This is a genomic window from Aromatoleum anaerobium, from assembly GCF_012910705.2.
Lineage (GTDB): Bacteria > Pseudomonadota > Gammaproteobacteria > Burkholderiales > Rhodocyclaceae > Aromatoleum > Aromatoleum anaerobium.
Window position 1 is genome coordinate 598621 of the sequence record NZ_WTVG02000038.1, and the last position, 24431, is coordinate 623051.

14 protein-coding genes and 1 pseudogene are annotated in these 24431 nt (G+C 66.7%); 8 read left to right on the forward strand and 7 right to left on the reverse strand.

The features are described from left to right. Nucleotides 1–24 precede the first annotated feature (24 nt). The 5 genes and pseudogenes from phbB to GO606_RS11770 all read left to right on the forward strand — a co-directional run. A complete protein-coding gene (phbB, locus tag GO606_RS11750; RefSeq protein ID WP_169116891.1) occupies nt 25–768 on the forward strand; it encodes an acetoacetyl-CoA reductase in 744 nt (247 codons plus the stop codon). 134 nt (nt 769–902) lie between these two features. After that, nucleotides 903–2435 (forward strand): acyl-CoA carboxylase subunit beta, encoded by a 1533-nt coding sequence (locus GO606_RS11755; RefSeq protein WP_169116890.1) that lies wholly within the window; start codon nt 903–905, stop codon nt 2433–2435. An 11-nt stretch (nt 2436–2446) separates the two neighbouring features. Next, nucleotides 2447–4441, forward strand: coding sequence for an acetyl-CoA carboxylase biotin carboxylase subunit (gene accC, locus GO606_RS11760; RefSeq protein ID WP_169116945.1), 1995 nt, complete (start codon nt 2447–2449; stop codon nt 4439–4441). A gap of 39 nt (nt 4442–4480) precedes the next feature. Further along, complete coding sequence (locus tag GO606_RS11765) at nt 4481–6304, forward strand: PHA/PHB synthase family protein (protein ID WP_169116889.1); 1824 nt, start codon at nt 4481–4483, stop codon at nt 6302–6304. Nucleotides 6305–6351: 47 nt separating this feature from the next. Beyond that, nucleotides 6352–6528: pseudogene (locus GO606_RS11770) on the forward strand (transposase); the annotation flags it as partial. A 197-nt stretch (nt 6529–6725) separates the two neighbouring features. Here the strand turns inward: GO606_RS11770 and GO606_RS11775 are convergent. Together GO606_RS11775 and GO606_RS11780 are read right to left on the reverse strand one after the other, a co-directional pair. Further along, the gene (locus GO606_RS11775; RefSeq protein ID WP_169116888.1) at nt 6726–7865 is read right to left on the reverse strand and encodes an FAD-dependent oxidoreductase; all 1140 of its coding nucleotides are present in this window, start codon (nt 7863–7865) and stop codon (nt 6726–6728) included. A 120-nt stretch (nt 7866–7985) separates the two neighbouring features. After that, complete coding sequence (locus tag GO606_RS11780) at nt 7986–8933, reverse strand: hydrogen peroxide-inducible genes activator (RefSeq protein ID WP_169116887.1); 948 nt, start codon at nt 8931–8933, stop codon at nt 7986–7988. 296 nt (nt 8934–9229) lie between these two features. On the opposite strand from GO606_RS11780, the gene GO606_RS11785 reads away from it, so the two are divergent. Then, entirely contained in the window at nt 9230–10717 is a 1488-nt protein-coding gene (locus GO606_RS11785; protein WP_169116886.1) for a DegQ family serine endoprotease, read from the forward strand. Here the strand turns inward: GO606_RS11785 and uvrA are convergent. The 4 genes from uvrA to GO606_RS11805 all read right to left on the reverse strand — a co-directional run bounded on the left by uvrA (nt 10710) and on the right by GO606_RS11805 (nt 19508). After that, entirely contained in the window at nt 10710–16397 is a 5688-nt protein-coding gene (uvrA, locus tag GO606_RS11790; RefSeq protein ID WP_169116885.1) for an excinuclease ABC subunit UvrA, read from the reverse strand. The genes GO606_RS11785 and uvrA overlap by 8 nt on opposite strands. Before the next feature lie 221 nt (nt 16398–16618). Then, the gene (gene efp / locus GO606_RS11795; protein WP_053420616.1) at nt 16619–17176 is read right to left on the reverse strand and encodes an elongation factor P; all 558 of its coding nucleotides are present in this window, start codon (nt 17174–17176) and stop codon (nt 16619–16621) included. Nucleotides 17177–17223: 47 nt separating this feature from the next. Further along, nucleotides 17224–18387: an elongation factor P maturation arginine rhamnosyltransferase EarP gene (gene earP / locus GO606_RS11800; protein WP_169116884.1), complete on the reverse strand. Its 1164-nt coding sequence runs from the start codon at nt 18385–18387 to the stop codon at nt 17224–17226. 401 nt (nt 18388–18788) lie between these two features. Next, nucleotides 18789–19508 carry a 16S rRNA pseudouridine(516) synthase gene (locus GO606_RS11805; protein WP_169116883.1) on the reverse strand — a complete coding sequence of 240 codons (720 nt, stop codon included), beginning with the start codon at nt 19506–19508 and terminating at the stop codon, nt 18789–18791. Nucleotides 19509–19566: 58 nt separating this feature from the next. Here GO606_RS11805 and GO606_RS11810 point away from each other — a divergent pair, with 58 nt between their 5' ends. Both GO606_RS11810 and GO606_RS11815 read left to right on the forward strand, forming a co-directional pair. Next, the gene (locus GO606_RS11810; RefSeq protein WP_169116882.1) at nt 19567–20037 is read left to right on the forward strand and encodes an SRPBCC family protein; all 471 of its coding nucleotides are present in this window, start codon (nt 19567–19569) and stop codon (nt 20035–20037) included. Nucleotides 20038–20112: 75 nt separating this feature from the next. Then, entirely contained in the window at nt 20113–21048 is a 936-nt protein-coding gene (locus GO606_RS11815) for a recombination-associated protein RdgC (protein WP_169116881.1), read from the forward strand. A 15-nt stretch (nt 21049–21063) separates the two neighbouring features. Here GO606_RS11815 and GO606_RS11820 read toward each other — a convergent pair whose 3' ends face one another. Continuing rightward, nucleotides 21064–24429 carry an EAL domain-containing protein gene (locus tag GO606_RS11820; RefSeq protein WP_169116880.1) on the reverse strand — a complete coding sequence of 1122 codons (3366 nt, stop codon included), beginning with the start codon at nt 24427–24429 and terminating at the stop codon, nt 21064–21066. Nucleotides 24430–24431: the final 2 nt, after the last annotated feature.

A 24431-nucleotide genomic window follows, 5' to 3' on the forward strand; every position in this document is an offset into this window, starting at 1 on the left:
TGTGTTCACTTTGGGAGAGGAGTCATGAAAAAAAGATTGGCATTGGTAACCGGCGGCATGGGTGGTCTCGGCGAGGCGATCTGCGTCAAGCTGTGCGAAGGGGGCAATACGGTGGTTGCAACGTGTTCCCCCGGCAACACCACGGCCGAAGCGTGGCTGAAGCAGATGCGCGAGAAGGGTTATGACGTGCACGCGGTGCCGGTGGACGTGAGCGATTTCGAGTCCTGCCGGGCGGCCGTTGCCCGTGTCCAACAAGAGATCGGCGCGGTGGACGTGCTGGTCAACAACGCCGGCATCACCCGCGACATGACCTTCCGGAGGATGACCAAGGCGGACTGGGACGCGGTCATCCACACCAACCTCGACAGCTGCTTCAACATGACCAAGCAGGTCATGGACGGCATGGTCGGGCGCAAGTGGGGCCGGGTGATCAACATCTCGTCCGTCAACGGCCAGAAAGGCGCTTTCGGCCAGAGCAACTACTCGGCCGCCAAGGCGGGCATGCACGGCTTCACCAAGGCGCTCGCGCTGGAGGTCGCGCGGAGCGGCGTTACCGTCAATACCATTTCGCCGGGGTACATCGGGACCCGGATGGTGATGGCGATCGAGCCGGAGATCCTCGACTCGAAAATCCTGCCGCAGATCCCCGTCGGTCGTTTGGGCAAGCCGGAAGAAATTGCCGGCCTGGTGGCTTACCTCGCCTCCGAGGAAGCCGCCTTCGTCACCGGCGCCAACGTCTCGATCAACGGCGGGCAACACATGTACTGAGGCCACCCACCGATGGCGGGCTCCCTCCCGCGGGAGGGAGCCCGCGGGGAGGCTTGCAGGGAGACCGCTAAGGGCGCACAGCCCGCCTGATGCCGCAAACGGGCTGGCAGCCACGCATACGAGGGGAGAGGACTATGCATGAAATCATCGAGCAACTCGACGAAAAGCGCGAGCAGGCCCGCTTGGGCGGTGGCCGAGCCCGCATCGATGCGCAGCACGCCAAAGGAAAACTCACGGCCCGCGAGCGCATCGAGTTGCTGCTCGACGAGGGGAGCTTCGAGGAATGGGACATGTTCAAGGAGCACCGCTGCACCGATTTCGGGATGGACAAGAGCTCGGTGCCTGGGGACGGGGTGGTGACCGGCTACGGCACCATCAACGGCCGCGTCGCCTTCGTCTTCTCCCAGGACTTTACCGTGTTCGGCGGTTCGCTCTCGGAGGCCCACGCCGAGAAAATCTGCAAGATCATGGACCACGCGATGACGATCGGCGCCCCGGTGATCGGCCTGAACGACTCGGGCGGGGCGCGCATCCAGGAAGGCGTGGCCTCGCTGGGAGGCTACGCCGAGGTGTTTCAGCGCAACGTCATGGCTTCCGGCGTCATTCCGCAGATTTCGGTCATCATGGGCCCCTGCGCCGGCGGCGCCGTGTACTCGCCTGCCATGACCGACTTCATCTTCATGGTCAAGGACTCCTCCTACATGTTCGTCACCGGTCCGGAAGTGGTGAAGACGGTGACCCACGAGGAGGTGACGGCCGAGGAACTGGGCGGGGCGCTCACCCATTCGACCAAGTCGGGCGTGTCGGACCTCACTTTCGAGAACGACGTGGATGCGCTGATGATGGTGCGCCGCATGTTCAACTACCTGCCGTCCAACAACCGCGACAAGCCGCCCACGCGCTATACGCCGGACATTGCCGACCGCATGGACGAGTCCCTCGACACCCTAGTGCCGGACGACTCGAACAAGGCGTACGACATGAAGGAGCTCATCCTCAAGATCGCCGATGACGGCGATTTTTTCGAGCTCCAGCCCATGCATGCCCAGAACATCATCATCGGCTTTGCGCGTATGGAAGGGCGGCCGGTGGGGATCGTGGCCAACCAGCCGCTGGTGCTGGCCGGCTGCCTCGACATCAAGAGCTCGATCAAGGCGGCCCGTTTCGTGCGCTTCTGCGATGCCTTCAATATTCCCCTCCTCACCTTCGTCGATGTGCCCGGTTTCATGCCCGGCACCGCGCAGGAGTACGGAGGCATCATCAAGCACGGCGCCAAGCTACTCTACGCCTACGCCGAGTGCACCGTACCCAAGGTCACCGTGATTACGCGCAAGGCCTACGGCGGCGCCTACGACGTCATGAGTTCCAAGCACCTGCGCGGCGACGTCAATTTCGCCTGGCCGTCCGCCGAGATTGCGGTGATGGGGCCGAAAGGGGCCGTCGAGATCATTTTCCGCAAGGACATCGACGATGCCGCCAAGACGGCCCTGCGCACCGAGGAGTATCGCCGGAAGTTCGCCAATCCCTTCATCGCCGGCCAGCGCGGTTATATCGACGACGTGATCATGCCGCACGAGACGAGAAAGCGCGTGTGCCGCTCCCTCGCAATGCTGCAGGGGAAGAAGCTCGACAACCCGTGGCGCAAGCACGGCAACATCCCGCTCTGAAGGGGTACACCATGTTCAAGAAGATATTGATCGCCAACCGCGGTGAGATCGCCTGCCGGGTCATCAAGACCGCCCGGGAAATAGGGATCGCCACCGTCGCCGTGTATTCGGAAGCAGACAAGGACGCCCGCCACGTCGGCCTCGCCGACGAGGCCGTATGCATCGGGGCGGCGCCCTCGAAGGAATCCTACCTGGTGATGGACAAGATCATCGCCGCCTGCCGGCAGACCGGCGCCGAGGCGGTCCATCCCGGCTACGGTTTCCTCTCCGAGAACGAGGAATTCTCCAGGAAACTGGAGGAGCAGGGCATCGTCTTCATCGGCCCCAAGCATTACTCGGTGGCGGCGATGGGCGACAAGATCGCATCGAAGAAGCTAGCGCTGGCCGCGAAGGTCAACGTGATTCCCGGCTTCAACGAGGCCATCGAAACGGCCGGGCAAGCGGTGGAGATTGCACGCGGCATCGGCTATCCGGTGATGATCAAGGCTTCCGCCGGGGGCGGTGGCAAGGGCCTGCGTGTGGCCTTCGACGATACCGAAGCGCACGAGGGCTTCACCTCCTGCCGCAACGAAGCGAAGAACGCCTTCGGCGATGATCGGGTATTCATCGAGAAATACGTCGAGGAGCCCCGCCACATCGAGATCCAGGTGCTCGGCGACGCCCACGGCAACACGGTGTACCTGTGGGAGCGGGAGTGCTCGATCCAGCGGCGCCACCAGAAGGTGATCGAGGAAGCGCCGTCGCCCTTTGTAGACCCCGCGATGCGCAAGGCGATGGGCGAGCAGGCGGTGGCGCTGGCCAGGGCAGTGAAGTACGAGTCCGCCGGCACCGTCGAGTTCGTGGTCGGCAAGGACAAGCGCTTCTATTTCCTGGAGATGAACACCCGCCTGCAGGTCGAGCATCCGGTGACCGAAATGATCACCGGGCTGGATCTCGTGGAACTGATGATCCGGGTCGCGGCCGGCGAAAAACTCCCGTTCGGCCAGGAACAGATCAGGCTCGAGGGGTGGGCGATGGAATGCCGGATCAACGCCGAGGATCCGTTCCGCAACTTCCTGCCCTCGGTGGGCCGGCTGGTGAAGTACAGGCCACCGGCCGAAGAGCCGGGGCAGGTACGCGTGGATACCGGGGTGTACGAAGGCGGCGAGATTTCGATGTACTACGACTCGATGATCGCAAAACTCGTGACCCACGGTGCGACGCGCGACGCCGCCATCGCCCGCATGCGCGAGGCGCTGAACGCCTTCGTGATCCGCGGCGTTTCCTCCAACATTCCCTTCCAGGCCGCCTTGATGCAGCACCCGCGCTTCGTGAGCGGGCAGTTCACCACGGCCTTCATCGCCGAGGAATATCCCGACGGTTTTCACGCCGAGGATGTCCCCCACGACGATCCGGCCTTGCTCATTGCCGTGGCGGCGTCGATGCACGGTTGCTACATGGAGCGTGCAGTGCGCATTGCGGGCCAGATGCCCGGCCATTCGCGCCAATTGGGCGAGGACTATGTGGTGCTGATGGGGCGCAGCCCCGAGCAGCATCCCGTGAAGGTGCATCCGGTTGAAGGCGGCTACCACGTCGAATACAGGGGCGAGCGCTACCAGGTAAGTTCTGACTGGCAATTCGGCCAGCCCCTCTACTGCGGCCGCATCAACGGCCTGGAGTTCTGCATGCAGGTGGAGCGGGTGGGGCTTTCCTACCGGCTGCTCCACTGGGGCAAGCAATTGGACATCCGCGTGATGCCGCGCCGCTCGGCCGAACTTCTGGCGATGATGCCTTACAAGGCGCCGCCCGACATGTCCAAGTTTCTGCTCTCGCCCATGCCCGGACTCCTTACCCAGGTGGCGGTGGCGGCGGGCCAGGAAGTGAAGGCGGGCGAGAAGCTCGCCGTGATCGAGGCCATGAAGATGGAAAACGTCCTCAAGGCCGAACAGGACTGCGTGGTCGCCGAGGTGATGACCAAGACGGGCGAGAGCTTGGCGGTGGATCAGGCGATTCTTCGCTTCGAGTAAGTCAATTCGTGCAATTGCATTAACCAGTAAGGGGCAACCATGTCTTCCCAGACCCAATATGCGCAGACGCCGACGCTGCAGGAACCGGGCGAAATTACCAAGACTTTCGCCGAGGTAGCCGAGCGATCGGCCAAGCTGATCTGCGAGCATTTCCGGCGCCGGATCGAAAAGGGGATCACGCCTCCCGGCGATGAACTCGGCATCGCTGCGGCATTCATGGAGATGATGGCGAAACTGCTTTCCAATCCCTACGTGCTGGCCCCGACCCAGATGAACCTGCTGCGGGACCACTTCTCCCTGTGGCAACGCTCGGTGTTGCGCTGCATGGGCGTGCAGGCGAGTCCGATGGCGATTCCGGCCAAGGGCGACAACCGCTTCCGCGACGAGCAGTGGGAGGAGCACTTCCTGTTCGATTTCATCAAGCAGTCCTACTTGATCGTCGCGCACCACGTCCATGGCGGGGTGAGCAAGGTGGAGGGTCTGGAAAGTGGCACCCAGCGCAAGGTGGACTTCTTTACCCGCCAATGCATCGATGCCCTGTCCCCATCCAATTTCGCGCTCACCAACCCGGAAGTGGTCCGTGAAACGGTCAAGTCCCATGGTCAGAACCTGATCAAGGGTTTCAAGAACCTCCTGCGCGACATCGAGGAGGGTGACGGCAGCCTGCGCATCAGGATGACCGACGCCGCGGCCTTCAAGTTGGGGAGTAATGTCGCGACCACGCCGGGCAAAGTCGTGTTCGAGAACGAATTGATGCAGTTGCTGCAGTTCGCCCCGACCACCCGGGAAGTATTCAAGCGGCCGCTGCTCATCATCCCGCCGTGGATCAACAAGTACTACATCCTCGACTTGCGGGAGAAGAACTCCTTCATCAAGTGGGCGACCGATCAGGGCCACACGGTGTTCGTGATTTCCTGGGTGAACCCCGACGAGACGCTGGCGCATACCGGCTTCGGCGACTACATGACACAGGGCGCGCTGACGGCAGTGAATGCCGTGTGCCGGCAGACCGGCGAGGATAAGGTAAACGCCGTCGGTTATTGCCTGGGCGGCACGCTGCTCGCCACCACGCTTGCCTGGATGGCTGCCAAGAAAGACGAGCGGATCGCCTCGGCGACCTTCTTTACCACCATGCTCGATTTCTCCGAGCCCGGTGAGCTCGGCGTGTTCATCGACGACCAGGCGATCGCGAGCCTGGAAAAGAAAATGGCCGCGCGTGGCTTCCTGGATGGCTCGGAGATGGCAGGCGTCTTCAACATGCTACGGGCCAACGATCTGATCTGGTCGTTCGTGGTGAACAACTATCTCATGGGCAAGGACCCTTTCCCCTTCGACCTGCTGTACTGGAACTCCGACTCCACGCGCATGCCGGCCAGAATGCACAGCTTCTACCTGCGCGAGCTCTACATGAAGAATCGCCTCAAGGAGCCGGGTGGAGTCACGTTGGATGGCGTTCCGATCGATCTGGGCAAGATCCGGGTGCCCGCCTATTTCGTCTCCGCCATCGAGGACCATATTGCACCGTGGACAAGCACCTACGTCGGGGCAAGATTGTTCAACGGCCCGGTGCGCTTTGTGCTGGGCGGTTCCGGGCACATTGCCGGCATCATCAACCCACCGGCGGCGAACAAATACGGCTACTGGGTGAACCCCGCGGCCAAGCCGCCCGCCAGCGCCAACCAATGGTTCGCCGGCGCCACGCAGCATGCCGGCTCGTGGTGGAACGACTGGTCGGACTGGGCCGCCGCGCAGGATGGGGGCGAAAAGGTTGTTGCTCGCGACCCGGCTGCAGGAAGGCTCAAAGTACTTGAGGACGCTCCCGGAACCTACGTCAGGTTTCGGCTGGATGCCAAGCGTTCATGAAAGCGCGCCGCGCGACAGAAAACACGCGGCACTTGTGCGGTAACACCGGGCAACAGGCAGTCTCTATCTCAAGGAGAAGAGGTGGGCAGCACTTCTGGGCGAGGGCGTATTTCGTCTCAACGGTGGGGCGAGACGAAGAGGTGATTCGGCGCTACATCCGAGACCAGGACATCCGAGACCAGGAGAAGGAGGACGAGCGGTTGGAGCAGCTCAAGCTGATGTGACAGGGGCCCGCCAGTGGGCGGCGCCAAGAACACGGGGCCGCGTTAGCGTCCCCGTATAGCCGCTTTGAGCGGCTCACAAATGAGGGCCCCGGAAGGCCCCGGCTTTGCCGAGGGATTGTTACTACCCCGCGGCTGCCGTTTCCTCGCGACCGCCGCGTCGCAGCGAGCCCCGGCGCACGGCCCGGCCGGCGACCGGTTCAGCGTCCGAGCTCGCCGAGCAGGCGCTCGGCCGCGGCGACCTGGTCGCCGAGCAGCGCGAATCCTCGCAGCGCTCCGCGGCGGTCGCGGAACACTGCCCTGACGCCGCGCTGCGTCGCCGCCTCGTGCCATTCCCCGGCGAGCGGCGGCGGTTCGCAGACGGTCACCGGGCAACTCTCCATCTGCAGGCGCCGTAGCCGCGCCGGCCACCGCATGCGCCGCTTTCTCCCGCACAGCACCTCGGCGAGCACCTGGGCGCCGGCTTCGATATCTTCCGCAAGCCTGAACAGCCGGCCGTCGATCTCGGCACATTCGCCCAACGCAAAAATATCCGGATCAGCGGTGCCCAACGCCTGATCGACGACGACTCCGCGCGCCACGGCAAGCCCCGCGTCGCGCGCAAGTTCCGTTCGGGGAGCCGCGCCGCGCGCCAACACCACCAGGTCCGTCGAGAACCGTACGCCTGCGAGCGTCGTCAGCTCCAGCTCGTCCGGACCCTGGTCGATGCGCTGGATGCCGTCCTCGGTCATCACCCGCACTCCCGCCGCCTGCAGCCCCTGCGCGACGCGTGCGGCGCTGAGCGCCGGCAGCGTTTCCGCGAGCAGCTGGTTGGCAGGTTCGAGGAGCGCCACTTCGCAGCCGGAACGCGCGAGGTTGTCGGCCAGTTCGCAGCCGGCAAGGCCTCCGCCGAGCACGGCGACGCGGCTTCGTCCGGCCAGTTCACTGCGCAGATAGGCATAGTCGGCGAGGCTTCCCAGCGTCAGCGCCTGCGCCGCCGCCGTTCCGCGCAGCCCGGGCTGGCGCAGCGGCGCCGCGCCGGTCGCGAGCACGAGCTGTCCGTACCCGTGCCGGCCTTCCCGCATCACCAGCTCATGGCGCAGCCGGTCGATCCGCAGGATGTGGCGATGCGCGAGGATCGTCGCGCCGTAGCGGTGCGCCATCTGCTCGACGGTCGCGAGCACCAGGTCCCGGGCCCGCGTGCGGGTGCCGAGCGCGCGCGCAAGCCGGAATTTTTCGTAGGCCGCACCGTCGTCCCGCGTGATCAGCACCAGCGGCCGGTCGCCATCGATCTGCCGCAGCGCGCGCAGCAGCGCGTACCCGCCAGCCCCGGTGCCGACGATGACGAGCGGCGCGTTCATCCCGGCGCTCCTGCACGTCCGGCGCTCGGGTGCTCGCGCGGACTTCGCTCGCCGGGCGCGACCGCCTTCACCGCCACGCCGGCCGCCCGTGCCGTAGCCGGCAGCGCATCCCCCCGAGGTTCATGGCGCTTCCGCCGTCTCGACCGTCGCGGCCCGGCCGATCGGCCGGACCCCGGGCAGGGCGCTTTCGAGGATGGCGGTGCGCAACACGTCGATCGCGCCGTTGCGCGGGTACGTCACGCGCCACGCCAGCGCGACGCGCCGGAAAGGCTCGGGCGCCGCGAACGGACGGACCGCGACGAGCGGATTGTGCGCGGGGAGTTCATCCGCTGCCGAGCTCGGCAGCACCGTCACGCCGAGGCCGGTCGCGACCATGTGGCGGATCGTCTCCAGCGAGCTGCCCTCGAGCGTGCGCTGCAGGCCGCTGACGTTGCGGCAGTGCGGGCACACTTCGAGCACCTGGTCGCGGAAGCAGTTGCCGGCGCCGAGCAGCAGCAGCTGCTCTTCGGCGAGCATGTCGGGGTCGATCCGCTCCTGGCCGTGCCACGGATGCGCAGCCGGCATCAGGACACGGAACGGCTCATCGTAGACCGGCTGGGCGACGATCCCGGGCTCGGCGAACGGCAGTGACAGGATCACGACGTCCAGTTCGCCGCGCTTGAGCGCCTCGGCGAGGCGGGCCGTGTAGTTTTCCTGGATGATCAGTGGCATCCGCGGCGCGAGTCGATGCACGCGCGGGATCAGGCGCGGCAACAGATAAGGCCCGATCGTGAAGATGACCCCGAGCCGCAACGGCCCCGCCAGCGGATCCCTGCCGGCCGAGGCGATCTCCGGGATCTGGGCCGCCTCCAGCAGCACTTTCTCGGCCTGCGAGACGATGCGGCGTCCGGTCGCGGTGATCTTCACTTCGGTCGCACTGCGCTCGAACAGTTGTACGCCGAGTTCCTCTTCGATTTTCTTGATTGCAACCGACAGCGTCGGCTGGCTGACATGGCACTTCTCGGCCGCGCGGCCGAAGTGACGTTCACGGGCAAGCGCTATGAGGTATCGCAGGTCGGTTAGGGTCATCGCGTCGGTCTGCCCCGGAAAGGAGTATCAGGAAAGATATTACTCCGTACCCTGCCGGCGCAGACAAGCACCTCCGGCCGCCCCCGGATCGGTCCGTGCGCGAACGAACCCCCTGCCCGGCGCGACGGAACCCTGAAATCCGGCCGGAAATCGCTGCCCGCACCGGATCGCACGCCTGCTGCGCCGAATACGCAGGCGATGACGCACGGATCGTCGGCCAATTCATGCCGGGAACAATTTGCATGCCCTGCAAGTCCACCGGCGCAGGCAATTTTCTTCAGGGATACAGGAAAAACATGAGAAACCATCCGTTCAGCCGCCCGTTCGTCGTCGCCCTTGCCGCCATTGTGCCGGCCGCAATCGGCCTGCTCCCGTCCCCGCAGGCGTTCGCAGCCGCGGAATCCGTGGCTCCGCTGGTCGCGCCAAACTCCCTCGGCCTGCCCGATTTCGGCGACCTCGTCGAGCGCGTCGGCCCGGCGGTCGTCAACATCAGTGTCGTGCAGGAACGGGCTGCGCCGGAAGCCGGAGCGCTCGCCGAAGACCCGTTCTACGACTTCCTCCGCCGCTTCGGCGTGCCGTTGCCCGGCATGCCCGGGATGCCGGGCAACGGCAGCCGCGGCCCGCAGATCAGCCGCGGCATCGGCTCGGGTTTCATCGTCAGTGCCGACGGCTACGTGCTGACCAATGCGCACGTCGTCGGCGCGGGTGAGGACGGAGTCGAATCGGAAGTGACCGTGCGGCTCATCGACAAGCGCGAATTCAAGGCGAAAGTGGTCGGCACCGATCCGCGCACCGACATCGCGCTGCTCAAGATCGACGCGAGCGGCCTGCCGGTGGTGCGCACCGGCAACGCGGACAAGGCGCGCGTCGGCGAATGGGTGGTGGCGGTCGGTTCGCCGTTCGGCTTCGACAACACCGTGACGGCCGGCATCATCTCGGCGAAGGCGCGGCGCCTGCCGGACGAGAACTACGTGCCGTTCATCCAGACCGACGTCGCGATCAACCCCGGCAACTCGGGCGGCCCGCTGTTCAACCTCACCGGCGAAGTGATCGGCATCAACTCGCAGATCTACTCGCGCTCGGGCGGCTTCATGGGCATCTCGTTCGCGATCCCGATCGATGTCGCGCTGAACGTCAAGGACCAGATCATCAAGTACGGTCGCGTGCAGCGCGGCAAGCTCGGCGTCACGATCCAGGGCATGACGCGTGAGCTGGCACAGTCGTTCGGACTTGCCGAACCGAAAGGCGCCCTGGTCTCGAACGTCGAACCGGGCGGCGCCGCGGACAAGGCCGGCATCAAGGCCGGCGACGTCGTGCTCGGCGTCAACGGCACGAAGATCGAAGAGTCGGGCGATCTGCCGCGCATCATCGGCGACAAGCGTCCCGGCAGCGAGGTGAAGCTCGAACTGTGGCGCGACGGCCGCACCCGCACGGTGACGGCGACGCTCGGCGAGATGCGCGGCGAAGCGGTCGCGGAAGGCCGCGGCGAGCCGGGCGGTCCGCAGGGCGAAGACGCCGGCGGCAAGATCGGCCTCGTCATTCGCCCGCTGACTGCGGAAGAAGCAGCACTGCTGGGCGTGCGCGGCGGCATCGTCATCGAGCGCGCGGCCGGTCCGGCGCAACGCGCCGGCCTGCAGCGCGGCGACGTCATACTCGCACTGAACAACCAGCCGGTGTCGGACATCGCCTCGTTCCGCGCACTGATCGAAAAAGCCGGCGACCGCTTCGCGCTGCTGATCCAGCGCGGCGGTGCGCGCATCTTCGTGCCGATGCGCGTCAACTAGGCGGAAGCTGGCGTCGTTCCGGCCGCGCCGGCGGCGACGGCGTGGCGGGTGTACCCGCGGGCGCCGCGCTGCGCGCGGCGAGGAACTCTTTCAGGATCACCGCCGTGTGCGAAGCGGAACACTCGCACACGGCATCGACCGGGCCCTGCGCGACGATTTCGCCGCCGCCGTCTCCGCCTTCGGGCCCAAGGTCGATCAGCCAATCCGCTTCGGCCATGACGTCCAGATCGTGCTCGATCGCCAGCACCGTGTGGCCGGCGTCGGCGAGCCGCTGCAGCACCCGGATCAGCTTGTCGACGTCCGCCATGTGCAGGCCCACGGTCGGCTCGTCGAGGACGTACAGCGTGTGCTTTTCGGCCGGCAGCGGCCGTCCGGCGGTCGCCGCACTCATTGGGGTGCTGTCGCTGGCGCGGCCACGCACTTTCGCCAGTTCGGTGACCAGCTTGATGCGCTGCGCTTCGCCGCCGGACAGCGTCGGGCTCGACTGGCCGAGCGTCAGGTAGCCCAGGCCGACGTCCTGCAGCAGCGCGAGCGGGTGCGCGATCGACGGATGCGCGGCAAAGAACCCGACCGCTTCGTCGATCGGCATCGCGAGCACGTCGGCGACCGTCCTGTCGCGCCAGCGCACCATCAGCGTCTCGGGGTTGAAGCGTGCGCCGCCGCACGCGTCGCACGGCAGCTTGACGTCCGGCAGGAAGCTCATCTCGACCGTCGTCTGGCCTTGCCCTTCGCACACCGGGCAGCGCCCGGCGCCGGTGTTGAACGAGAAGCGCGACGCGCTCCAGCCGCGCGTGCGCGCTTCGAACGTGTCGGCGAAGAGCTTGCGGATCGCGTCCCAGAACCCGACGTAGGTCGCCGGGCACGAGCGCGGCGTCTTGCCGATCGGCGTCTGGTCGACTTCGAGCACGCGGCCGATCGCCTGCCAGCCTTCGATCGCGCGGCAGCCGACCGGTTCGACATCGCTGCGCTGCGGCTGCGCCTGGCCGCGGCGCCGGGCACGCGCCGCGTCGGGGTCGCCGAGCAGCTTGCGCAGACTGGCGTGGATCACGTCGCGCGCGAGCGTCGATTTGCCGGAGCCGGACACGCCGGTGACGACCGTCAGGCGCGCCAGCGGCACGGCTGCCGACACGTCGCGCAGGTTGTGCAGGTTCGCCCCGACGACGTGGATCGCCGCATGCGCATCGTCGAGCGGCCGGCGCGGGCGCAGCGGATGCTGCAGCGGCGCCCGCAGGAAGGCGCCGGTCGCCGATTCGGGCGCGGCGATCAGGTCCGCGAGGCGGCCTTCGGCGACGACGCGGCCGCCGCGCACGCCCGCGCCGGGACCGAGGTCGATGACATGGTCGGCGCGGCGGATCGTCTCCTCGTCGTGCTCGACGACGAGCAATGTGTTGCCACGGTCGCGGAGGCGCTCGAGGGTGTCGAGCAGCATGCGGTTGTCGCGCGGATGCAGCCCGATCGTCGGTTCGTCGAGGATGTAGCACACGCCGCGCAGGTTCGAGCCGAGCTGCGCGGCGAGCCGGATGCGCTGCGCCTCGCCGCCCGACAGCGTCGGCGCGCCGCGGTCGAGCGCGAGGTAGGCGAGCCCGACCTGCTGCAGGAAGTCGAGCCGGCCGCGGATCTCGGCAACGAGGTCGCGCGCGATGTCGATCTCGCGCCCGGCGAGCCGCAGGCCGTCGAAGAACGCGGCGAGCGCTGCGACCGGCTGCGCCGACAGTTCGTGGATGCCGCGCTCGCGGAAACGCACCGCGCGGGCGACCGGATTGAGCCTCGCGCCGTCGCACACCGCGCACACCGCGCCGTCCGCATGCTCCTGTTCGCCGAGATCGCCGAGGTCCAGCGCGTCCGGGTCCTCGATGCGACCGGACAGCGCGAGGCCGGTGCCGTAGCACGCCGGGCACCAGCCGTGTTTGGCGTTGTACGAGAACAGCCGCGGATCCGGTTCCGGGAAGCTGTCGCCGCAGCACGGGCAGGCGCGCAGCGTCGAGAACGTGACCGGACTCGCGCCGAGCCTGCCGAGCTCGAGCACCTTGACGACGCCCTTGCCATGTTCGAGCGCATCGGCGAGCTGCGCGCGCAGCGCCGCCTCGTGCTCCGGCGCGACGACGACCATGCCGACCGGCAGCTCGATCGTGTGCTCGACGTAGCGGTCGAGGCGCGGCCATTTCGCCGTCGGCAAGTACTCGCCATCGACGCGCAGCTGCGCGTAGCCTTTGCCCCTCGCCCATTTCGCGATCGCCGTGTACAACCCCTTGCGGTTCGTCACCAGCGGCGCGAGCAGTTCGACGGAGGTGCCGCGATAGTCGCGCAGGAGCTGCGCCGCGATCGCGTCGAAGCTCTGCGGCGACACCGGCACGTCGCACTGCGGGCAGTACTGCGTGCCGAGCTTGACGTACAAGAGGCGCAGAAAAGGCTGGATCTCGGTCAGCGTGCCGACGGTGCTCTTGCGCCCACCGCGGCTGACGCGCTGCTCGATTGCGACGGTCGGCGGGATGCCGGACAGCGCGTCGACATCGGGCCGCGCCGCCGGCTGGACGAACTGCCGCGCGTAGGCGTTCAGCGACTCGAGATAGCGGCGCTGGCCTTCGCCGAACACGATGTCGAACGCGAGCGTCGATTTGCCCGAGCCGGACAGGCCGGTGATCACGGTGAAGCGGTCGCGCGGGATCGACAGGCTGACGTTCTTCAGGTTGTGCTCGCGCGCATGGCGGATCCCGATCGCCGGCGCGGCGGCCGGGCGGTAACGCGCGGCGGGTTCGGCGGCCACGAGGCCATTCGCGGGTGACGCGCTGCCGGCCGCCTCCGCCGCGAATTCCGCGTCATACGCGCGCAACGCGCGGCCGGTATGCGACGCGGCGCAAGCCATGACGGCAGCCGGCCGCCCGGCAATGACGAGTGCGCCGCCGCCCTCGCCGCCTTCCGGGCCGAGATCGATGATCCAGTCGGCGGCGCGCAGCACGTCGAGGTTGTGCTCGATGACAATCAGCGCATGGCCCGCGTCGAGGAGCTTTTCGAACGCCCGCAGCAGCGTCGCGACGTCGTCGAAATGCAGCCCGGTGGTCGGCTCGTCGAACAGGAACAGCAGCCGGCCGGGCGCCTGCGCCTTACCGCGCGCAGCTTTCCCGATCGATCGGCGGCCGGCGAGTTTCGCCGAATCGGCGAGATGGCCGGCAAGCTTCAGGCGCTGCGCCTCGCCTCCCGATAGCGTCGGCACCGGCTGGCCAAGGCGCAGGTAGTCGAGGCCGACGTCGGCGAGCGGCGCGAGCGCGGCCTGCACCGCCGGCTGGTCGGCAAAGAACGCCAGCGCCTCCGACACCGTCAGCGCGAGCACGTCGGCGACCGACTTGCCGCGCCACGCGAGCTCGAGCACTTCGGGCCGGTAGCGTTTGCCGTCGCAGTCGGGGCAGCGCAGATAGACATCGGACAGGAACTGCATCTCGACGTGTTCGAAACCCGAGCCGTTGCAGGTCGGGCAGCGCCCGGTGCCGGCGTTGAAGCTGAACGTGCCGGGCGTGTAGCCGCGGCTCGTCGCTTCCGGCAGCGCGGCGAACAGCGCGCGGATCGCGTCCCACGCGCCGACATAGCTGACCGGGTTCGAGCGCGCGCTCTTGCCGATCGCCGCCTGGTCGACCATGACGACGCCGGCCAGCGATTCGACCCCTTCGAGGCGCGCGAACGCGCCGGCCGCGTCGCTGCCCTGGCCGAAATGCTTCGCCAGCGCCGGGTACAGCACGTCCTGGATCAGGCTCGACTTGCCCGAACCGGACACGCCGCTGACGCACACCAGGCGGCCGAGCGGAAAATCGACGTCGATGCCGCGCAGGTTGTGCTCACGCGCACCGACGAGCCGCAGCATCGTGTCGCCCGGCGAAACCGGCCGTCGCATGCGGCCGGCATCGACGCGCTTGCGACCGGCGAGATAGGCGCCGGTCAGCGACGCCGGATCGGCGGCGATCCCGGCCGGCGACGCGTAGCCGACGATCTCGCCGCCGCGCTCGCCGGGACCTGGGCCGATATCGAGCAGGCGGTCGGCGGCGCGCATCAGCTGCGGGTCGTGTTCGACGACGACGAGCGTGTTGCCCGCGTCACGCAGCCGCGTCATCACCGCGAGGATGCGGTCGATATCGCGCGGATGCAGGCCGATCGACGGCTCGTCGAGGACGAACAACGTATTGACCAGCGAGGTGCCGAGCGCGGTGGTCAGGTTGATGCGCTGCACTTCGCCGCCGGACAGCGTGCGCGACTGGCGGTCGAGCGTCAGATACGCAAGCCCGACGTTGGCGAGGTAGTCGAGGCGGCTCCTGATCTCGCCGAGCAGCAGTCCGGTCGCCTCGTCGAGGCCGGCAGGCAGTTCGATGCGGGCGATGAAATCGCGCACGCGGCTGACGGGAAGCGCCATCAGTTCGTGGATCGCAAGGCCGGGGCGGCGCGAATCCGCGGGGTTTCCGTCACCCAACCGCCACAGCAGCGCTTCCGGCTTCAGCCTTGCGCCGTGACAGGCCGGGCACTCCGTGTAGCTGCGGTAACGCGACAGCAGCACGCGGATGTGCATCTTGTAGGCTTTGCTCTCGAGCCAGTCGAAGAAGTGGCGCACGCCGTACCACTTGCGCGGCCAGGACGCGTCCCAGCTCTTCCACTCCGGATCGCCTTCGAGCACCCAGCGACGATGTTCCGGCGGCAGGTCGCGGAACGGGATGTCCATCGCCACGCCGTATTTCTTCGCCATCTTCGCCAGGTCTTCCTGGCATTCGCGGTAGCTCGCGGTCTGCCAGGGTTTGACGGCGCCTGCGGCGAGCGTCTTCGATTCGTCCGGGATCACGAGCGCGAAATCGACGCCGATGACGCGGCCGAAGCCGCGGCAGGTTTCGCATGCGCCGAGCGGCGAGTTGAACGAGAACAGGCCGGGCGTCGGATCGGCGTAATGGATGTCGCAGTCGGCGCAGTGCAGGTCGCGGGAAAAGCGCCACACCGTCTCGCCGCCGTCATGCTGAGCGCGCACCGCGAGGTGGCCGTGGCCGTGCTGCAACGCCGTCTCGATGGCCTCGATGACGCGGCCGCGCCCGGCGTTCGACAGGCGGAAGCGGTCCTGCACGACGTGCAGCATGTCACCGCCCGTCCCTCCATTGCCCTGCTCGCGCGCGTGGATGCGTGTGTAGCCCTGCTGGCTGAGCAGGTTCGTGACCTCGTCCTCGCTGAAATTCGCCGGCACCGGCACCGCGAACGTCAGCACCAGGCGCGGGTCGTCCGCCGCGCAGCGCTCGGCGAGCGCGGCAAGAATGCTGTCCGGATCGTCACGCCGCACCGGCGCGCCGCAGCGCCGGCAATACAGCCGCGCGCCGCGCGCGTAGAGCAACTTGAAGTGATCGGCGAGCTCGGTCATCGTGCCGACCGTCGAGCGCGAGCTCTTCACCGGGTTGGTCTGGTCGATCGCGATCGCCGGCGGCACGCCTTCGATGCGATCGACCTGCGGGCGGTCCATGCGATCGAGAAACTGGCGCGCGTACGGCGAGAACGTCTCGACGTAGCGCCGCTGGCCTTCCGCATACAGCGTGTCGAACACCAGCGACGACTTGCCCGAGCCGGAAACGCCGGTGACGACCGTGATCTCGTTCAGCGCGATGTCGAGCGACAGGTTCTTCAGGTTGTTCTGACGCGCACCGAGGATGCGGATGGGGGCTGACATTTGGGAAGCGGGCGATCCGGGCGTGGGGGCGAAGAGAAGAGATTGCGCTCTCGCCGAACGGTTCCCCGGCGAAATCGAGGAGCGTCGGCACGGGCCTTGCGCCACGGAGCGTGCGTCGTTTCCGGACGGGCCGCGCGGTGCTTCAGTGCGTTCGTCACGCAACGGAAAGCCGCAAAAAACTCGGGCCCCGCAGGGGCCCGAGTACGCGGCACTGAACCGGCTTACTTGACGCGGTTCTTGTACTCGTCGGTACGGGTATCGATTTCGATCTTGTCGCCGATCTCGACGAACGCCGGCACCGGCAATTCGAAACCGCTGGCGATCTTCGCCGGTTTCATGACCTTGCCGGAAGTGTCGCCCTTGACGGCGGGTTCGGTGTAGATCACTTCGCGGACCACCGAATTCGGCAGATCGACCGAAATCGCCTTGCCGTTGTAGAACACGACTTCACACTGCAGCCCGTCTTCGAGGTACTTCAGCGCGTCGGTCATGTTCTCGGCTTCGACTTCGTACTGCTCGTAGTCGGCATCCATGAACACGTACATCGGATCGGCGAAGTACGAGTACGTGACTTCCTTCTTGTCGAGCTGGACGACTTCGAACTTGTCGTCGGCCTTGTACACCGACTCCGAAGGCGCGCCGGTCAGGAGGTTCTTGAGTTTCATCTTCACGACCGCGGAGTTGCGGCCGGACTTGTTGTATTCGGCTTTCTGCACCACCAGCGGGTCGGCACCCACCATGATGACGTTGCCGGAGCGAAGTTCCTGTGCGGTTTTCATGCTGTTTCCTGTCGAACGGGTGCGGCCCGTAAATATTTAAAAACCGGTCATTTTACTGCGTTCCGCGAAAATTGCACCAGCGACGAAGCCAGATCCGGCGCGCTCGCGAGCGCCTGCGCCCACGACCGGTTATGGGCGCGGAGCGCAGGCAGGGCGGCCGCGAACGGGCGCCACGCCGAGCCGATGTCGCCCCAGCCGTTCCACGCCAGCCAGAACCGCCTGACTGCCGCTGCCGCAGTGGGTTCCATCGCCTCGGTGTAGCGGTCGAGAAAAGCCTCCAGCTTGACCCGGTGGGCGTCCTGCTCCTGCCGGTAAATGTGCCAGGCGAACGGCTGCCCGGCCCACTGCGCGCGGACGAACGAGTCTTCGCCGCGGACGAAATTGACGTCGCACGCCCACAACAGGCGGTCGTAGCGCTCCTGGTCGACGAAAGGCAGGATGGTTGCCGTCAGCGCGCCCTGCCTGCGGCACATACCGGGTGCCGTTGCATGTTCGCCGAAAAAACGCATCACGTCGCCGACGACAGGCCCTTCGGGCACGAGCAGCAGCACCGGCTCGTCGCCGTCCGCCCAGCGCGCGAGCAGCGCGGCCACGGCCGGTTGCTCGTAGGCGAACAGCGATATCAGGCGCGCCCCCGGTGGCGGCGTCGCGACCCCCAGCGAGCGCAGCAGCGTCTCGCGCGCCGCCGGCTGTGCCTGGAAACGGTCGCGTGCGTCGAGCAGGCCGCGTTCGCGCAACAGCCCTCCGGTGCGCGGCGAAAAACCCGGAAAGAAGAAATGCTTCACCAGCGGCAGGCGGGGGTGCGGGGACGTCATGCGGTGGCAATCGTCGACCCAGCGTTCGGCCGACAGGTATTCGAGATTGACCCACGGCGACGGCGACGGGCGCGCCGCCATCGCCGCCAGATAACTTTCCGGCAGCTCGCAGCCGAACCCCTCGATGACCGCCGCGGCCGGCGCGACGGACGGAAAGTCGCGACTCCAGCGACGAATTTCGACGCCGGCGGCGAGGAGTCGCCCGTCGACTGTCGAAATTTCCGGACACAGCCGCGAGAACGCTTTCAGGTCATCGATCCACAGGCGGACCGCGAGGCCATGATCGCCCGCAAGCCCTTTGGCCAGGCGCCAGCAGACCCCGATATCCCCGAAGTTATCCACAACCCGGCAGAAGATGTCCCAGTCGAAAAAGCGTTCGTCAGCGCAAGCGTTCATTTTGGTGGACAAGCACAGGGAACAAGCGTGAATGCATTGTGGAAAAAGGCCTTCAACGGCGGACGGCCCAAATTCGACCACAATCCGCACACAGGTGAACAGCAGGTTTATCTACGGCTTTGTCCCGCGCCGAATCGCTTTCAACTGCTGGAGAAAATCGACTTATCCACAGAAAAGCGGGCACTGTATACTTCTTTATCTTTAATTAATCTTAAAAAACAGAAGAACAAAACACGAACCTGCGAAACGCGGCGAACGAAAACCCGCAGCCACTCCGAACCCTTGGCGAAACCGCTTCGAGCGGCGCTGGACGGCGCCCGGACTCTGCTGTACAAAGCGTCTTCAGCGAAGGGGAAAAAGGTTTGGCAGGCAGGTCGCCGGGACTTCCCGATGCGGGTTTTTCAGTCTGCAGGGGTATCGAAATCGGCCAACCGGGCGAAATCGCCGTCGTCCAGCCAGCGCCACTGGCCGGGGGCGAGGTCGTCGGGCAGCATCAGGCCGCCGATGCCGCTGCGGTGCAGCGACTCGACGCGATTGCCGGCGGCAGCGACCATGCGCTTGACCTGGTGGTACTTGCCTTCGGTGATCGTCAGCTTTAGACTCCGCTCCCCCGTTCGTTCGCAAGCCGCCGCTGCGACCGGCTCGGGGTCGTCGTGAAGCTGCACGCCGGCGAGCAGCGCCTGGGTCATCGTCTCGCTGACGGGGTGACGCACGACGACTTCATAGATTTTCGGCACGCGTTTCCTGCCGGCGCTCCAGACGTGGATGAACTGTCCGTCGTCGGACAGCAGCAGCAGGCCGGTGGTGTCCTGGTCCAGCCTGCCGATCGCCTGGACGCCACGGTTCACCAGCGGTTCCGACAATAGCGCGAACACCGAAGTATGGAACTGCGGCTGGCGCGAGCACTCGTAACCGGAGGGTTTGTGCAGCATCAGGTAGGCCTTGTCGCGAAACCGGCAGGTCTCGCGATCGACCGTGAAGACCAGGTCTTCGGCCGGAAAATCGGCAAAGGGGTTGTCCTGGACCTGGCCGGAAATCGTCACGCGGCCGGCGCGGATCAGGGCGCGGCAAACCTTGCGGCTGCCGAAGCCCTGGGAGTGGAGAATTCGTTCGATATGCATCGGTGGATGCTAACCGAAGCGCGTTAGACTGTTGCCCCCCGCGGTACCGGAGTGGAGTGTGAACTTTGAACATGTGGTGGTGGTGAATGACCCCGCCGACCCCCTGCTCACCGAGCTGAATCGCGAAGAAGTGTGGTTCGGGCTGCTGTGCCGGGCCGAGGATGCGCGGCCGTTCCTGCCCGGCCTCGAGGCGTGCACGATCGTCGAGCGGAGCACGAACGAGCTCGTGCGGGAACTGCGGTTCGGCAGCGCGCTGGTTCGCGACCGGGTCACGCTGATGCCCATGGAATCAATCTGCTTCGAGTCTGAGCGCACTGCGAGCCATCCGGGAGGCAGCCTGACGATCGCGATCGAGGAGCCGGCCGAGGGCGTCCTCGTGCTGCGTTTCCGCTACCTGACGACGTTCCCCGAAGAGGCGGGAAGTCCGGACCGGGCCTACGCCGAATATGTCAAGGCCGCCTATCATCAATCGGACCTCGACACCGTTCGCGTGATCCGCATGATTGCCGAGTCAGGGCGCATCCAGTAATCCTTCGTCATGCGCCGCATCGCTACGATGGCGCCGGCGCGACCGTCAGATCATCGAAAATCCGGAAAAATATTCATGTGGTTCAAGAACCTGCAGGTTTATCGCCTTCCCGTCGGCTGGGACATCAGCGCCGAGACGCTCGAGGACCAGCTCGCCCGCAAGCGTTTCGTGCCGTGCGGCAGCCAGGACCAGGAAACCCGTGGCTGGGTGTCGCCGACCGGTGACGAATTCCTGCTGCACCGCGTCGGCGGGCAGTGGCTGATCGCGCTCGGCCTGGAGCAGAAGCTGCTGCCGTCGTCGGTGGTCAAGCAGGAGGCCGAAGAGCGCGCCGAGGACATCGCCGCGCGCCAGGGCTACAAGCTCGGTCGCAAGCAGATGAAGGACCTGCGCGAACAGGTAATGCAGGAACTGCTGCCGCGGGCCTTCACGCGGCGCCGCAAGGTCTTCGCGTGGATCGACCCTATCGGGGGGTGGCTCGGCATCGATGCGCCGAGCCAGGCCCGCGCGGAGGACGTGCTGGAGGCATTGCGCCAGTCTCTCGATGCACTCCCGCTCGGTTTGCTGCGCACCGAGCGCTCGCCGACCAGCGCGATGGCCGACTGGCTCGCCGGCGGCGAAGCGCCGGCCGGGTTCACGATCGACCAGGATTGCGAGCTGCGCTCGGTCAGCGAGGACAAGGCGGCGGTGCGCTACGTCCGTCACCCGCTCGAAGGTGATGAAGTTCGCGGCCACCTCGCGGCCGGCAAGCTGCCGACCCGCCTCGCGCTGACGTTCGACGATCGCGTCAGCTTCGTGCTGAGCGAGAAGCTCGAGATCAAGCGCGTCGATTTCCTCGACGTCGTCAAGGAAAAGCTCGACGAGCAGGGGGCAGACGACGCGCGCGCGCTGTTCGACGGCGGTTTCGCGCTGATGACCGGAGAATTCGGCCGATTGCTGCCGGCACTCATCGAAGCACTGGGCGGCGAACTGAACGCCGGGGCGACCGGCGTCGAACTGCGACCGGCGGCGTGACCGGCGACGGCGCGGCTAGCGGGCCTGTTGTGCGAGCAGCTGCGCGAAATCCTCGGCCGACAGCGGGCGGCTGAACAGGTAGCCCTGGTACGCGTCGCAGCCCTGCTCGGTGAGGAACGCGAGCTGCGCGTCGGTTTCAACGCCCTCGGCGAGTACCTTGATGTTGAGCTTGCGCGCCAGCGCGATGATCCCGGCGGTGATCTCCATGTCGTTGCGGTCATTGGGGATGTGGCGGATGAAGCCCTGATCGATCTTCAGCATTTCGATTGGGAAGTTCTTCAGGTACGCGAGTGACGAGTAGCCGGTGCCGAAATCGTCGATCGCCAGCCGCATCCCCATCGACTTGAGCAGGCCGAGACGCTGCTCGGCCTGGGCTTCGTGCCCCATGATCATGCTCTCGGTGAGTTCGAACTCGAGACATTCCGGCGGCAGCCCGGTGCGTTCGAGGATCGCCGCGATGCGGTCCGGCAGCTCGGCCTGCCACAGCTGGCGCGCCGACAGATTCACCGCCACCACCAACGGCGCGAGGCCCGCGTCGCGCCATTGACGCGCCTGCCGGCAGGCGGTTTCGAGCACCCATTCGCCCAGCGGCACGATCAGGCCGCTTTCCTCGGCGAAAGGGATGAAGCGGTTCGGCGACACCGCGCCTTCTTCCGCATCGGGCCAGCGCACCAGGGCTTCGCAGCCCACCACGCGGCCGCTGAAGATGTCGATTTGCGGCTGGTAATGGACCACGAACGCCTGCTGCTCGAGCGCGACGCGCAGGCGGCGCTCGAGGTCCACGTGCCGCTGCGCCGCCTGGCTCAGCGCCTCGGTGAAGAAGCGGAAGGTGTTGCGTCCCTGCACCTTGGCCTGGTTCAGCGCGGCGTCGGCGTGCTGGATCAGTTCGGCGGCGCTCGTGCCGTCCTGCGGATAGAGGCTGATGCCGACGCTCGCGCCGACATACACGACCTCGCCGTCGGGCAGCGAGAACGGTTCGCGCATCAGGTCGATCAGGTTCTGCGCGACGCTGGCCGATTCGTCGGGTTTCCTGAGGTTATCGATGATGACGAGGAACTCGTCGCCGCCCCAGCGCGCCAGCGTGTCCTCCGGTCGCAGCCGCGTGCGCAGGCGCCACGAGATTGCGACCAGCAGCTCGTCTCCGCTGGCGTGGCCGAGGCTGTCGTTGATGTTCTTGAAGCGGTCCAGGTCGACGAACAGCACGCCGAGGCCGAGCTGCTGGCGGCCGGCCTGCTCGATCGCGTGTTCGAGGCGTGACTGCACCAGCAGACGGTTCGGCAGGTCGGTCAGCGGGTCGTAATGCGCGAGGCGCTCGAGCTGGGCTTGGGACTGCTTCAACTGGCTGATGTCGGTCATCACGCCGACGTAGCGGACCGGGCTGTGGTCCTCGCCGTAAACGGTGCTGACGCTCAGCCACTGCGGATAAAGCTCGCCGCTCTTGCGCCGGTTCCAGATCTCGCCCTGCCAGTGGCCGGTGCGCGCCACCGCGTTCCACAGCTGGCGGTAGAACCCGTCGTCCTGCAGGCCGGATTTGAGCATGCCGGGAGTTTTCCCGAGCGCTTCCTCTTCGGAGAAGCCGGTGATTTCACACCACGCCCGATTGACGCTGACGATGCGCTGCGACAGGTCGGTGACCATCACGCCGTCACGCGTGCTCTCGATGACCGCCGCCGTCTGCCGCAACGCTGCCAGGACGCGGAATTTTCGCACCGCGAGCGACGTCAGGGCCGAGAATTCGCCGATCAGTTCGACTATCGCCGGGTCGACGGGGCGCGGCCGGTAGAAATAGACAGCGAAGGCGCCGAGCAGCTTGCCGCCGTCGTCGCGGAACGGGAAGGACCAGCAGGCACGAAAATTCGCCCTGCGTGCGAAGTCGTGATAAGCGTCCCAGTCCGGATCGGCGAACACGTCTTCGGTGAACACCGGTTCGCCGCGGGCCATCGCGGTGCCGCAGGACCCCTGTCCTTCCGCCACGTCGAGGTTTTCCACCGCGTCGACGTAAAAGGCGGGGAGGCTCGGCGCGGCGCCATGGACGAGGCGGGTACCCGATTCGTCGAGGAGCAGGATCGAGACGCGCATTTCCGGTGCCAGGCTTTCGAGCCGCCGCGCGACATCGTCAAGGATCACCGGCAGCGGATCGTCGCTGACCAGCCGGTTCAGCACAGCGCTGCGCGCGGCTTGCAGCAGCTCGGTCTGCTTCTGCGCCGTGATCTCGGTCCAGGTGCCGACCACTTCGACCGCCGCGCCGCTGTCGTCACGCAGGACGCGCGAGTCGTCGCGGATCCAGATCGCCTGCTCCTTGCCGCTGAGCAGGCGGTATTCGTAGCTGCGATGCCCTTCGCGCAGCAGCGCCGTCTGGGTCGCGACCCACGCCGCACGGTCGTCCGGATGCACGTGCGCGAGCCACCAGCCCGGTGAAAGGGCATCCGCGGGGGGGACGCCGAGGATCGACACGATGTTGTCGCTGACCCAGCTTGCCTGCGCCTTGCCGTCGTCGCGGATCTGCAGCGTGTAGAGCACCGTCGGGCTCGCCGACAGCAGGTGCGCGAGATGGGCCGTGGTCGCCCGCAGTTCGGCCCGTTCGTGGATCAGTTCGGCGCGCTCGCGCACTTTTTCCAGCGTCGCCGGCAGCACGTGCAGGTAGCCGGGGTATTTCGCGATGAAATCATCGACGCCCAGTTCCATCGTCCGCGCGACGAGGTCTTCGCCGTCGTGGGCGGAGACCAGCACGATCGGCAGGGCGAGGCGGTGCTGGTGCCGCACGATGCGCGCGAGTTCCAGGCCGTCGAAGCTGCAGGCGGCATGATCGAACAGCAGCACGTCGAAGTCGGACGCCGCGTCGGGACCGGCCGGCAGGCGTGCCAGCACTTCGGGGGCGCTCGCCGCAATGGTCAGGCGGATCTGTGGCGCATAGTGCGCGAGGTGGCGCTGGGTTCGCAGCGCCTCGAGTTCATCATGTTCGCCATACAGCACGCGCAGCGGGCGGGTGCGCCGCGCGGCCGGATCGCGAAATCGCGCCAGTGCGCCGCGCAGCGTGGTGGGCAGCTGTTCGAGATAGTCGTCGCGCTTGACCTGGTATGCATCCGCGCCGGCTTTCAACGCCGCCATTGCTGCCTCGTGGTTGCCTGCGCCGGTCAGGACGACCACCGCGACCGGCAGATGATTCATGCGCACGTGCGCAAGCAGTTCGAGGCCGCTGCCGTCGGGGAGATGGAGATCCGACAGCACGACGTCGAACGGCGGCGGTTGCGCGGCGAGGCGGGACAGCCCGCGCTGCAGCGTCGTGACCACTTCCAGCGCGATATCGGGAGCCCGCTGCGCGAGCCTGCGCCGCGCGAGATCCGCATCCGCTTCGGAGTCCTCGATGTAGAGGACGCGCATCG

Excerpts from the sequence above, each read along its gene's own strand:
- phbB (WP_169116891.1), top strand. The coding sequence starts at position 25 with ATGAAAAAAAGATTGGCATTGGTAACCGGCGGCATGGGTGGTCTCGGC.
- GO606_RS11755 (WP_169116890.1), top strand. The coding sequence starts at position 903 with ATGCATGAAATCATCGAGCAACTCGACGAAAAGCGCGAGCAGGCCCGC.
- accC (WP_169116945.1), top strand. The coding sequence starts at position 2,447 with ATGTTCAAGAAGATATTGATCGCCAACCGCGGTGAGATCGCCTGCCGG.
- GO606_RS11765 (WP_169116889.1), top strand. The coding sequence starts at position 4,481 with ATGTCTTCCCAGACCCAATATGCGCAGACGCCGACGCTGCAGGAACCG.
- GO606_RS11775 (WP_169116888.1), bottom strand. The coding sequence starts at position 7,865 with ATGAACGCGCCGCTCGTCATCGTCGGCACCGGGGCTGGCGGGTACGCG.
- GO606_RS11780 (WP_169116887.1), bottom strand. The coding sequence starts at position 8,933 with ATGACCCTAACCGACCTGCGATACCTCATAGCGCTTGCCCGTGAACGT.
- GO606_RS11785 (WP_169116886.1), top strand. The coding sequence starts at position 9,230 with ATGAGAAACCATCCGTTCAGCCGCCCGTTCGTCGTCGCCCTTGCCGCC.
- uvrA (WP_169116885.1), bottom strand. The coding sequence starts at position 16,397 with ATGTCAGCCCCCATCCGCATCCTCGGTGCGCGTCAGAACAACCTGAAG.
- efp (WP_053420616.1), bottom strand. The coding sequence starts at position 17,176 with ATGAAAACCGCACAGGAACTTCGCTCCGGCAACGTCATCATGGTGGGT.
- earP (WP_169116884.1), bottom strand. The coding sequence starts at position 18,387 with ATGAACGCTTGCGCTGACGAACGCTTTTTCGACTGGGACATCTTCTGC.
- GO606_RS11805 (WP_169116883.1), bottom strand. The coding sequence starts at position 19,508 with ATGCATATCGAACGAATTCTCCACTCCCAGGGCTTCGGCAGCCGCAAG.
- GO606_RS11815 (WP_169116881.1), top strand. The coding sequence starts at position 20,113 with ATGTGGTTCAAGAACCTGCAGGTTTATCGCCTTCCCGTCGGCTGGGAC.
- GO606_RS11820 (WP_169116880.1), bottom strand. The coding sequence starts at position 24,429 with ATGCGCGTCCTCTACATCGAGGACTCCGAAGCGGATGCGGATCTCGCG.